The sequence below is a fragment of the Halovenus carboxidivorans genome (assembly GCF_009831575.1).
Lineage (GTDB): Archaea > Halobacteriota > Halobacteria > Halobacteriales > Haloarculaceae > Halovenus > Halovenus carboxidivorans.
On the sequence record NZ_WUUT01000004.1, the window covers coordinates 282,161 to 292,333 of the forward strand.

Sequence of the window (10,173 nt, forward strand, 5' to 3'; positions counted from 1 at the left end):
CTGAGCGGGGTGAGCAGGCGTGAGTTCCGACGACCTCGGCGACTTTGAGTCCGACCTCGTCGACAGCGACGAGCCGGCGACGCCAGACCCAATCGACTGGGCAGACGAACTCGCCCGAACGCTGGCCGTTGCGAACGACGACGACAGCCACACCGAGCCCGACTCGTTCACCTTCCACCCGTCGCAACTCGCGCGCTGTCCGCGACAGGCGGCGTTGAGCAAGTGCGGGCTCGAAGATCACGACACCGAAATGCTTGGTGTGCTCCAGATCGGGACGCTGGTTCACGAGTGGCTCGAAGAGCAGTTTTCGGACCGGTTCCCCGGCGTGCATCACGAGATACCGATCACCCAAGAGTACGACCGCTCGGGGTATCACGGGCTCGTCCGTGTGACCGGCCACGCCGACGTGTACGACGCTCACGACAATGTCGTCTACGACTGGAAGACTCGCGGCGGGTGGTACAAGTTCGACCCGCCGAGTGAACGGCACCTCGATCAACTGACGCTATACATGGATGCCCTTGATGCCGACGCCGGCCAAGTCGTCTATCTCAACAAGAAGAATCTGGAAGTGCGAACGTGGCCCGACAACGATACGTTCGCCTTCGAGCCCGATCGGCGAGATCGGCTCGTCGAGCAGGCTTTCGAGATGCGCGAGACGCTGAAAGACGTTGAGGAGATTCAGACAAAAACGGATCTGCCCTTCGAGCGCTGTGGTTGTTGGCTGTGCGAGCAGGAAGGTGATTCCGATGAGTGAGACCGAGTACAACGCGGAGGGTGGCGTGACCATCCGCCTCGACGCCGACGACCTGAACCACCTGCTGACCCACGGCCGGTCGACCGTCTGTAAGGACGCCGGCCCGCTCGAAATCAAGATCCAGGCCGAGGGGAAGGTCCGTCATCAGGTCGTCCTCGACGACCGCGAGGGTAATACCGAGACGATTGTCAGCCCTGACGGTGGTGAGCAAGCGTGATCGAAGTCGCCACGTATGACGACCTCGCCAGTCACGACCGACTTACCGGCAGTGCGGTCGACGTTGTCGCCGAGACGCTGCTCCGGCGGCCCGAGTCGGTCGTCGTTGCGATGGACGAGTGGCTGGTTGAGGAGAAGGACCTCACCGGAGTCAGCGGTCGCCACCCCGAGCTGGTCGTCGGCGTGATCGCCCGCGAGACCGACGACGCTTGGCTCGTCTCCGAGGGTAGCGCCGAGGACTGGGTCCCGAAGTCTTGTGCTTGTGCCTTCGAGCTGGCCGACGATCACGACCTCTCGACGCCACAGGAAGGGCTCGACGCCTTTGCCGACGGCGGTCGGCCCCTCGGTTTCGAGACGCCCGACGAACACGGCTCGATTCAATACGCGGGTGGTCGCGATGCGTGAGCGGTGTGCGTGCTGTGGCGCGCGGATCAAGCCCCATCCCGTCGAGGGGACCGATCCCGACGAGGCGCACGGTAGTTGGTACGAGATCTACGAGTGCGAGAACGGATGCACTGGCAGGTTGGAGTACGAGACCGGGCGTGGCGTCGAAGCCAGCGGCGCGCTGGCGGAGGATCAGCAGGTGATCGCATGAGTTGGGACCTCTGTCTCGGCTGTGGGACTCGGCTCTCCCACCCAGTCGAGCACGATACCGGACTCTGCGAGGAGTGCGGGCCGTTCGTGATCGACGATGCGAACGCCGGCACCCCCACCCCGCACGCGGGGGGTGGTTCAGCGTGACGCTGTCCTGCCCCGCCTGCGGGTGTACGGACGTGACGATGGTCGCCGACAACGGCGCGGAGTACCCGCAGACGCGCGTCGAGTTCTACCAGTGCGTCGACTGTAGCGAGCGGTTTCGGGAGGTGTTGACCGCGTGAGCCGGCAACGAAAATCACCGGAGGAACTCACTCCCCGCGAGGCCCGGGACCGTTACCTTCGCCGACGGCGGCCTGACGCCTCAGATCGGAGCATCAGTACGTGGGAGTACCGTCTGAAGCTCTTCACAGAGTGGTGTGATTCGGTGGGGATTCGGAACGTCGGGAATCTGAAACGCTACGACATCGACGAGTTCTATGAGCTGCGTAGCTCGGAGATCGCTCCCGCGACCTTGGAGGGAGAGATGTGGACGTTCAAGATGTTCATCCGCTTCTTGGAGGACATCGGCGCTGTCGAGCAGGGGTTGGCTGACGCTGTTCGGATTCCTGACCTTGATGAAGACGACCGGACGGACGACACAAAACTGCACACCGACGCTGCGCTCGCGCTGTTGCGGTACTATCGTGACTCGCCGAAGCACTACGGCTCGCGACTGCACGCCTTTTTCGAGCTGGCGTGGGTGACAGGTGCCAGGCAGGGTGGGATTCGCGCGCTCGACCTGCAAGACTGCGAACTCGGCAACTCTCCGTATGTCGAGTTCAGGCACCGACCAGAGACGGATACACCGCTGAAGAACAAAGTTCGGGGCGAGCGGCCGGTTGCTCTGCCGAAGCCGACTGCGAACGCGCTGCAGGCGTATATCGATAATGAGCGGTACGACACTCGGGATGAGTTCGGCCGCCAACCCTTGTTGTCGAGCAATCAGGGCCGTCCGCACGAGAACACGATGCGGACGTGGTCGTACGTGTCGACACAGCCCTGTCTACACAGCGAGTGTCCGCACGGGAAGTCTCGCGAGTCCTGCGAGTGGGTCGACATCCACCACGGGAGTAAGTGTCCGTCAAGTCGCTCACCGCACCCGATTCGCACCGGTGCGATCACGTACATGCTCAACGCCGGCTGGCCGCCGGAGGATGTCGCCGAGCGTGTGAATTCGAGCGTCGAGACGATTGAACAGCACTACGACAAGGCTGATCCCGAGGAACGACGGCAGCGCCTTCGGGATCGGATGGAGAACCGCCGACGAAACCTCGTCGTCAACACGGAGTTCACCAATGATTTCTGAAAACACCGACCGATCAAACCGCGGAGTAGAGGCACAAAAACGGGCACTCAACGCCAGTATTTACACTCTCGGCCAGCGCACTTCCTTCCGACGCTATGCGGTGAGCCACCACTGTGTGTCGGCCTCACCTTCCGCCCGTAATGTATTTTACTCAACAGTAGTTACGATAGCGCATGATCGAAGAGGAAGACCAATCGCGGCGTACGTTCGAGGGCCAGAAAATTCCAGACGGCGGCCGAATCGTACGCAACTCCGAGGACCCCGACTCCTCCGAGTAGCGTCCTAGTCTCTGAATACGTCGAGTGCGGCGGCAACCGGTTCGTATCCGTTCGTTCTGAGCAGTACTAGATCGGTGGCCAGCGTGATGGCCGCAGTCAGGAGAAGGTAGAGCGGGCGGCTTCCGAACCCCGGGTCGTAGATTCCCGCGACGAACCCGGCGCCCAGAAAGATGGCCGAATTGATGAACAACAGCATCGACAGGATAAATACGCCGTTCTGTCTCATCAGCGTCCTGTGGTTCTCTGCGATCCACTCCGCGTAGCTTTCGGAGAGACGCTCGTGAAACTCCCGTCCGCTCGGCTCGTCGCTCGTGACCGTCATCAGCCCCCCGGGTCCTATACCGGCGCTGGCCGTCGTCAGCGTGTGTGCTGCCGCGGCAGTGAGGATCGATCCGAACAGGAAACCGACTCCCGGCACGGTGAACTCGTTGATAAACACGCCGATCGGAATGGCAAACTGTGCCGCGACCGGCACGGAACTCAACAGCGCGCCGATCAGGACGAGGTTGAGCCGAAGCATCCGAAACGCGAAATCTGACGTGTTTCGAATCGTCGCTATCTGGTGGTCCAAGGTAACTCGTCCCTCGTCTGTTGCGCTGCTCAGGATCTCCGATTCGGGAGCCTCGGTATCGCTCGACTCGTCGTCCATACTCGATAGCCCACTCCACAGGAGAATAAAATGATTGGATGCTGTCATACCTCCCTATCACCGCAGGATCCGGCGGACCAGCTTGCGAGGCGACCGTCGTCGCTGCCAGTTGTTTTCGATATCCGTCCGCCCCGATTCGGCGGTCTCTGGATCGTCCTACGCTTCTGTTACGACTCCCCCGAATCGCCGCCCTCGGTCCGCTCTCGAACCCGGAGATAGGTCGTGTACTCGGTCCGAACGAGGCGTTTGCGTTCCGACTCGATGCCCAGCAGTTCGTGGGGAGTCTGCTCGGCCAGTCGGGGGTACTCCTCTTTCGCTCGCCTGTCGGTGCTCAGAATCTCCAGCACGTCGCCGTCGTCGAGGTCTTCGAGTGCCCGCTGGACGCGCGCGATACCGTTCGCACAGCCGGTTCCGCGGTTGTCGACCGACATCTCGGGCTCGCATTCCGGAAGCCCAGAGGGGACCTGTGACTCAGTCATCGCCGCTCACCTCGCCGCCGCCGAGTTCCTCCAGATCACACACGCCCTCGATAGGCGAACAGGCCCGCCACATCGGACAGAGCTTGAAGATCACGAACAGCACGACAATGAGTCCGAGTTTCCCGACGATCACGCGTCCCAGCGTCGAGTGCAGGTAGATGCTCGCGTTCCAGCCGAACAGCGCGTGGGCCTGGTACAGTCCCGTCACCACGACTGTCGGGAAGACGAACCGAACGACCCAGCGGAACCGTTCGAGTTGCTGGCCCGCGGCGCGCACCACCGGGACTGTCGGTGACTCCTGCCCGACCGGGACGGCGACGAAGATGTTCCAGACAGCGCCGCCGACCCAGAGCGCGAACGCCAGCAGATGGAGCGTCCTGACCGCGACGATGTCGACCGCTCCTCCCCTGAGTGACACCTCTGCGGCGGCCGTCGCGACCAAGAGCCCGACAGCGCTCCCGAACGCGGCCAGTCCGAGCGGACTCCGGAACTGTCCGTCGACGGAGCCAGACCGGAACAGCGTTGCGGCGAACGTAACGAGCAGTCCCGCGAACACCAGTGCCGTGAGACCGGACACCGCCGGCCCGGCGGTCGACCGCCAGTAGCGGGGGAGAACGACAACCCCGCTGAGCGCGAGGGCGCCGGCCGCATAGAGCCCGACAGACTCGAACCGGTCGTACATCCGCTCGCAGTACGATCCGGTGTCGTCGAGGTCCTGCGGTCGCACGAAGAGGTGTTTCCAACACAGGCCGCCGACGAGGACACCGAGCGCCACGAGATACCCCCACTTTGCCAGCACCACCGCGACCGCTCCGACGCCGCTGAGCCGGAGCGTGAGTGTGGTGCCGGCGAGCGAGGCGACGAGGATGATCGTCAGTGCGACTTTCGGCAGCGTGTACCTGTCGAAAAGCTCCGTTCCCCCGGTCTCGACCGATTCGTGCTGTGACTGGCCCATCCTGGCTGTGCTTTCTCGTCGACGCTCAAAGCCGTCCCGTCGAAGATATTCGCCAGTAGGTCCATCCCTCGGAGGTCGAAACAGCGCGTATGAGCAACCGGGGTGCCAACACGAGCGAGGCGACCGTGGAGTGGGGGCTCGCTCCGGCCGAGCGATTCGCGTCGCCGCTGACCTGGACGGGGCCGTACGTCGAGTGCAAACTCGAACATCCGGATCTGGAACCGACCTGTCTGGGCGAGCAGTTCTTTCCCGACTCGATTCCCTACGAGACGGACGACGAACAGCGGGTCTTCTACTGGCGCCGCCGGCTTCCCGATGTCGTTCCTCCGGTCCGCGAGTGGACGGGCGTCTGTGCGACGACGCACGAACTCGCTCCGCTCCGGGCCGAGTTCAACCACGGGCCGACACTCGTCCAGTCCTGTCCGGACGGCTCCGAACTCGTCGTCGACGGGACAATCGTCGGTGACTCGAAGACGGCGCTCGTTGCGGCGTACTCGCAGCCGGATATCGAACTCGTCCGGGTGACCCCGGACGCGGTCGAATTGACCGTCGAGGGGAGTAGCCGGACAATCTCGGCAGGCACCTGCGAGCGCATCCCGCTCTCTCGCCGGTCTGTCGAGACGACGGGCGGGGCGACTCTCTCGACGCGTCCGGAGCTGGTGGTCCGGTTTCCCGGCCGGCGGACGCTGTACCACCCGAACGGGGAGTACTGTCTGTTTCCCTCCTTCGGGATCGACCTCGAAACGGTCCCGTCCCCGGTCGAGGTGCCGACGGCCTGGGGAGAACTCGATTACGATCGGCTCGCCTCGGCGTTCGGGATCGATATCGCTGCCCGGCCCTATCCCGAACGAATCCTCTGGCAAGCTTTCGCGGTCACTGCCTTCGATCCGAACGCGGCCGGATCCACAGAGATCGCACAGTTTCCCTCAGGTGCGCTCGCGGTCAGGTCGTGAGGGCCGGTCAGTCCGCCGTAATGGACACTTCGGACCGGCCCTGGCGCTCGTCTTCGAGAAACTCCTTGAGGACCTGGCCCTCCGCCCGGTGGAGAATTTCGCTACAGGTCGATTTGGCGATCCCGGCCTGCTCGGCCAGTTCGACGAGCGTGATCCGTCGGGGGGTGTCGTAGTATCCCCGCTCGATCGCCTCCCGCAACAGCCACTCCTGCCGGTCGGTCAACAGCGGCTCCTCCGATTCGGTCTCCTGTTGAATCCGCTCGACGGTATAGCTGATCCCCAGCGAATCGAGCGTCTCGCCCAGCCGTGAGAGTTTCTCCTGGGGAACGGTCGTTTCGAGTTCGAAGACTCCATCTTCGATCTCGACCGGCAGATCGAGTGGAACGCCGGCGGTCTGGACCGCGTTCATCAACACCGGCACCGTCGTCTCGACCTGGAGTCGGCGTCGCTCCGACTCCCGGGCCGAGACGATCATGTTCGTCACCGCATCGTACGACTCCATCTGCTCGCAGACGGCGCCGACGTTCGGCCCGCTCAGTTCGAGGCGGGCGACACCTGTCTCGTCGTTGGCCGTCGCCGCGAGCACTCGAAACCGCACCGCCGGGAACTCCTGAGATAGTTCGCTGAGCCAGACATCCTCCGGGACCGTGATCGAGAGTTTCGCGTATGGCATGGTCTGAGTCTCCGTGAGCGGCCGTCGGCCGCGGTCTCACACCATTGTCTTAGGCATACCTAAAAGTATCTTGCCGGGCAGGTATTCGGGGGTGGTTTATATGATTTTTATACCTCGTCGGGAGCAAGTTAGACCGGGGAGCCGTCCGGGTGGCCGCGTTCGGGGCAGTACTCCGGACACGCCGCAGAGTTGATCGCTCGGAGTCGGGTAACGCTGTCTTCGGGGAGGAGATAGCCGATCTCGAAGGCGACCTCCCTGTCGAGGTCGGCGTCTAGCACCGACTCGAAGAAGGTCGTGACTGCGCAGAAGCGCCGTGTCGTCCGCGCGGCGACCTCTTCGCCGGCGTCGGTGAGCACGACGCCGTCGTACTTCTCGTAGTCGGCAAGCCCTGCTTCGTCTAACTTCCCGAGCATCTCCGTCACGCTCGCCGGTGTGACACCGACTGCGCTCTGTATATCACCCGTCGTGACCCGGTCCGCTCCGTCGCCGTTACGGGAGATGGCAAACAGATACCGCGCCATCGCCTGTCCCACCGCCGGCGGCCTCGGCGGCGAGTCGGCCGCCGGGGTCGGAGACTCCGTTGACATGCTCGTCTCTCGGTCACGGATCGTCCAAAGTATGGTCCCGAACCCGTTCGGACGACCCGCCCACCCTCTCACTGGATGTACAGGGAGTAGAGGATCACGGCGAGTCCGCACGCGACGAAGATACTGTTGACGAACACGCCGATCTCCAGAGAGACCGAGAAGAGCTGGTTGGCGATGCCGGAGATCGCGGCCCCGAGCGTGATGATACCGAACCCGATGCTCAGCGCTCGCAGCGACTTCTCGCCGGTCCGTCGGTACGCCTTCACCGCGATGTAGGTGATCCCGCCCCCGAGGACGAGCGTGATCGATTTGACGACGGCGATTGCCATCGCGATCTCGTTCATAACTCTTCCCCCATCATCGACCAGATATCCGCGAGTCGTTCGTCGCTCGTCTGTTCCGGCCGCTCGACCTGTATCGAGAACTCGCCAGTCTCGTCGATGCTGACGGTCACGTTCTCGAAGGAACACTCGTAGTGTGTCACTCGCCCGCCGTCGGCGTTGACCGTCTCGCGCTCGCGCAGGAGCGAGGCGGTCCTGAGCAGGTCCAGTTTCCGGTACAGCGTCGACTTCGGAATCTCGCAGGCGTCGATGAGTTCGGTTGCGGTCATGGGTTCGATTGCCTCCCGGAGAATGGAGCGACAGTCCGGATCGTCGAGTGCGTCCAGCACGTCCTGCAGCGCCGGTGGTTCGTCCTCGGATCTGCGGCCGTCCTCCATTGTTCGTGTGTGATCGCTTGGCGACATATGTCGTCCGGTTTGGCTGTCCGGGACGCCCCCCGGATTCGACTCAGTCGTCGCTTCCCTCCTCGGAGGTCGATCGCACGTCGAGCGGCCGCATCATGTCGTGATCCTCGTGTTCGATCATGTGACAGTGCCACATGTACTCGCCGGTCTGGTCGGTGAACAGTCCCTCGTACTCCCCGAAGTGGACGAGAATGTGGACAACCTCTCCGGGATCGACGGAGACTACGTCGCTCCACCCTCGCTCGAACTGTTTCGGCGGCCTGAGCGAGTCGGGATCGATCTCGTCGCCGGGATCGTAGCCGACCGACTGCCGGCCCAGCACCTGAAAGTGAACGAGGTGGAGATGGATCGGGTGGGACATCCCGGTCAGGTTCGGAATACTCCAGAGTTCGGTGTCACCGACGGTCGGCGTTTCCGTCGCGGGATCGGTGAGTCTGTGCCCGGACTGGTTCCCCTCCGAGCCGAGTAGAAACAGCGGCCGCCCGTACTCGTCGCTGCTCCGTAGTAGCGGGAGATACCGCTCGGTGTCGACCGCTTCGAGCGACAACTCCGGCACCCGGGTCAGCGTTTCGGGGACGTTCGTCTCGGTCTGTTCGCCCTCTTCGACGTCGATCAGCATGATCTCCGGCAACGGTTCGACATCGTCCGCCTCTGCCCTGCTCTGGCCGCGGTACATCGCCGGCGCATCGTTGTGTACTAACAGCGTCTCTCCCGCGTACTCGCTGAAATCGACGAGTACGTCCGCTCGCTGGGCGGAACCGAGTTCGAGGCGACCGTCCAGTTCGACCGGCGACGGGAGGAGTCCGCCGTCCGTTCCGATCTGGACAAACTCCGGCCCGGCCGCTCCCGTCTCGCCCGACTGCTCGTCGTATTCGAGCAGCGCGAGGCGGTAGTAGCGACTGTTCGCCCCGTTGAGCAACCGAAACCGATACAGTCGCGGCTCGACCGAGAGGCGCGGCCACGCTTTCCCGTTGACCGTCGAGACATCGCCGTAGAACTGCGGGACGATGCTCGGATCGGGGCTTTCGCTCTCGACGGGGCCGTCCGGGTAGTACATCGCACCGTCATCGGTGAACTTTCGGTCCTGCAACACCAGCGGAATCTCGTATTCGCCGTCCGGTAACCCGAGACTTCGTTCGTGGTCGTTGCGCAGTAGATAAAATCCCGAAAGCCCGGCATAGACGTTTAGCCGGGTGATCCCGAGCGCGTGATCGTGATACCACAGCGTCGCCGGGGGCTGGTCGTTGGCGTAGTAGTAGTCTTTCTTCTCGAAGTCCGGCCCGGTCTCGGCGAAATCTCTGGTGAACCACCCGCGCGCCTTCCCGTCGCTGGCGGCTTCGACGTTGCCGCCGTGGAGGTGTGTGACCGTCCGGACTCCCTCGATATCGTAGGGAATGATATCGCCGTGTACCGTCGTATCGACCGGAAAGAGGTGTTCGTCGGGGAGGTTGTTCGTCCACCTGACGTAGATCGGTTCGCCCTGCTCGGCCTCGATTGTCGGCCCGGGGAACGACCCCTCGTATCCCCAGACAGTCGTCTCGGGCAAGTCGCGGTGTAGCTTCTGCTGGCTCTCCCGCATCTCGATTTCGTAGTACGGCTGCCCGTCCTTCGTCCCGGTCGGCTCCTGCGTCGCGGGGCGCGGCACCTCGTCCACCCACCGTTCGAGGGCCGGCGAACGGTGTCCCCGCGGTTGCTCGTCGCCGGGGTTCGAGTCGTCTTCATCCGGGCTCCCGGTCTGGTCGTCGGTACGACCCGCACAGCCCGCGAGCGCCATCGTACCCGTCGCTCCGGCAGCGAGGAGGAGTTTTCGCCGTGAGAGCGGGCGTACCGGGGTGGTGTTCTTGTCGTTCATTCCGACGTGGTCGTAAGAATCCCCGTGATATGAGGGAGTCGCGCCGTCCCATTTCCTGGGAGGTTCGCTGAACGTGTTCGGGAGAGG

At 63.4% G+C, this 10,173-nt stretch carries 16 protein-coding genes; 8 read left to right on the top strand and 8 right to left on the bottom strand.

Going from position 1 to position 10,173, the window contains the following annotated elements; all coding sequences use genetic code 11:
* Nucleotides 1-19 precede the first annotated feature (19 nt).
* The 7 genes from GRX03_RS12000 (at nt 20) to GRX03_RS12030 (ending at nt 2,915) form a co-directional block, all read left to right on the top strand.
* A complete protein-coding gene (locus GRX03_RS12000; RefSeq protein WP_201289229.1) occupies nt 20-757 on the top strand; it encodes a PD-(D/E)XK nuclease family protein in 738 nt (245 codons plus the stop codon).
* Entirely contained in the window at nt 750-974 is a 225-nt protein-coding gene (locus GRX03_RS12005) for a hypothetical protein (protein WP_159764443.1), read from the top strand. Before GRX03_RS12000 ends, GRX03_RS12005 begins: the two co-directional genes overlap by 8 nt.
* Nucleotides 971-1,378, top strand: coding sequence for a hypothetical protein (locus GRX03_RS12010; RefSeq protein WP_159764444.1), 408 nt, complete (start codon nt 971-973; stop codon nt 1,376-1,378). The genes GRX03_RS12005 and GRX03_RS12010 overlap by 4 nt, the downstream gene beginning before the upstream one ends.
* Nucleotides 1,371-1,568 carry a hypothetical protein gene (locus tag GRX03_RS12015; RefSeq protein WP_159764445.1) on the top strand — a complete coding sequence of 66 codons (198 nt, stop codon included), beginning with the start codon at nt 1,371-1,373 and terminating at the stop codon, nt 1,566-1,568. Before GRX03_RS12010 ends, GRX03_RS12015 begins: the two co-directional genes overlap by 8 nt.
* Nucleotides 1,565-1,714: a hypothetical protein gene (locus GRX03_RS12020; protein ID WP_159764446.1), complete on the top strand. Its 150-nt coding sequence runs from the start codon at nt 1,565-1,567 to the stop codon at nt 1,712-1,714. Before GRX03_RS12015 ends, GRX03_RS12020 begins: the two co-directional genes overlap by 4 nt.
* Complete coding sequence (locus GRX03_RS12025) at nt 1,711-1,851, top strand: hypothetical protein (protein WP_159764447.1); 141 nt, start codon at nt 1,711-1,713, stop codon at nt 1,849-1,851. Before GRX03_RS12020 ends, GRX03_RS12025 begins: the two co-directional genes overlap by 4 nt.
* A gap of 143 nt (nt 1,852-1,994) precedes the next feature.
* Nucleotides 1,995-2,915: a tyrosine-type recombinase/integrase gene (locus GRX03_RS12030; protein WP_368278385.1), complete on the top strand. Its 921-nt coding sequence runs from the start codon at nt 1,995-1,997 to the stop codon at nt 2,913-2,915.
* Nucleotides 2,916-3,197: 282 nt separating this feature from the next.
* Here the strand turns inward: GRX03_RS12030 and GRX03_RS12035 are convergent, their stop codons facing one another.
* From GRX03_RS12035 to GRX03_RS12045, 3 genes are all read right to left on the bottom strand, one after another.
* Nucleotides 3,198-3,842 (bottom strand): hypothetical protein, encoded by a 645-nt coding sequence (locus tag GRX03_RS12035; RefSeq protein WP_159764448.1) that lies wholly within the window; start codon nt 3,840-3,842, stop codon nt 3,198-3,200.
* 167 nt (nt 3,843-4,009) lie between these two features.
* A complete protein-coding gene (locus tag GRX03_RS12040; protein ID WP_159764449.1) occupies nt 4,010-4,321 on the bottom strand; it encodes a sulfurtransferase TusA family protein in 312 nt (103 codons plus the stop codon).
* Entirely contained in the window at nt 4,314-5,276 is a 963-nt protein-coding gene (locus GRX03_RS12045; RefSeq protein WP_159764450.1) for a CopD family protein, read from the bottom strand. The genes GRX03_RS12040 and GRX03_RS12045 overlap by 8 nt, the downstream gene beginning before the upstream one ends.
* 89 nt (nt 5,277-5,365) lie before the next feature.
* Here GRX03_RS12045 and GRX03_RS12050 point away from each other — a divergent pair, with 89 nt between their 5' ends.
* On the top strand, nt 5,366-6,229 hold the full coding sequence (locus tag GRX03_RS12050; protein WP_159764451.1) for a hypothetical protein: 864 nt from the start codon (nt 5,366-5,368) through the stop codon (nt 6,227-6,229).
* A 7-nt stretch (nt 6,230-6,236) separates the two neighbouring features.
* Here GRX03_RS12050 and GRX03_RS12055 read toward each other — a convergent pair whose 3' ends face one another.
* From GRX03_RS12055 to GRX03_RS12075, 5 genes are all read right to left on the bottom strand, one after another.
* Nucleotides 6,237-6,902 (bottom strand): helix-turn-helix domain-containing protein, encoded by a 666-nt coding sequence (locus GRX03_RS12055; RefSeq protein ID WP_159764452.1) that lies wholly within the window; start codon nt 6,900-6,902, stop codon nt 6,237-6,239.
* Between the two features lie 128 nt (nt 6,903-7,030).
* Complete coding sequence (locus tag GRX03_RS12060; protein WP_159764453.1) at nt 7,031-7,489, bottom strand: metal-dependent transcriptional regulator; 459 nt, start codon at nt 7,487-7,489, stop codon at nt 7,031-7,033.
* 68 nt (nt 7,490-7,557) lie between these two features.
* Complete coding sequence (locus GRX03_RS12065) at nt 7,558-7,833, bottom strand: DUF7521 family protein (RefSeq protein ID WP_159764454.1); 276 nt, start codon at nt 7,831-7,833, stop codon at nt 7,558-7,560.
* Nucleotides 7,830-8,207: a winged helix-turn-helix domain-containing protein gene (locus GRX03_RS12070; protein ID WP_159764455.1), complete on the bottom strand. Its 378-nt coding sequence runs from the start codon at nt 8,205-8,207 to the stop codon at nt 7,830-7,832. Before GRX03_RS12070 ends, GRX03_RS12065 begins: the two co-directional genes overlap by 4 nt.
* Before the next feature lie 70 nt (nt 8,208-8,277).
* Nucleotides 8,278-10,086, bottom strand: coding sequence for a multicopper oxidase family protein (locus GRX03_RS12075; RefSeq protein WP_159764456.1), 1,809 nt, complete (start codon nt 10,084-10,086; stop codon nt 8,278-8,280).
* Between the last annotated feature and the right edge of the window lie 87 nt (nt 10,087-10,173).

Coding starts and splice junctions, on each gene's coding strand:
- GRX03_RS12020 (WP_159764446.1), top strand. CDS start 1,565: ATGAGTTGGGACCTCTGTCTCGGCTGTGGGACTCGGCTCTCCCACCCA.
- GRX03_RS12050 (WP_159764451.1), top strand. CDS start 5,366: ATGAGCAACCGGGGTGCCAACACGAGCGAGGCGACCGTGGAGTGGGGG.
- GRX03_RS12075 (WP_159764456.1), bottom strand. CDS start 10,086: ATGAACGACAAGAACACCACCCCGGTACGCCCGCTCTCACGGCGAAAA.
- GRX03_RS12045 (WP_159764450.1), bottom strand. CDS start 5,276: ATGGGCCAGTCACAGCACGAATCGGTCGAGACCGGGGGAACGGAGCTT.
- GRX03_RS12005 (WP_159764443.1), top strand. CDS start 750: ATGAGTGAGACCGAGTACAACGCGGAGGGTGGCGTGACCATCCGCCTC.
- GRX03_RS12070 (WP_159764455.1), bottom strand. CDS start 8,207: ATGGAGGACGGCCGCAGATCCGAGGACGAACCACCGGCGCTGCAGGAC.
- GRX03_RS12015 (WP_159764445.1), top strand. CDS start 1,371: ATGCGTGAGCGGTGTGCGTGCTGTGGCGCGCGGATCAAGCCCCATCCC.
- GRX03_RS12060 (WP_159764453.1), bottom strand. CDS start 7,489: ATGTCAACGGAGTCTCCGACCCCGGCGGCCGACTCGCCGCCGAGGCCG.
- GRX03_RS12035 (WP_159764448.1), bottom strand. CDS start 3,842: ATGGACGACGAGTCGAGCGATACCGAGGCTCCCGAATCGGAGATCCTG.
- GRX03_RS12065 (WP_159764454.1), bottom strand. CDS start 7,833: ATGAACGAGATCGCGATGGCAATCGCCGTCGTCAAATCGATCACGCTC.
- GRX03_RS12040 (WP_159764449.1), bottom strand. CDS start 4,321: ATGACTGAGTCACAGGTCCCCTCTGGGCTTCCGGAATGCGAGCCCGAG.
- GRX03_RS12055 (WP_159764452.1), bottom strand. CDS start 6,902: ATGCCATACGCGAAACTCTCGATCACGGTCCCGGAGGATGTCTGGCTC.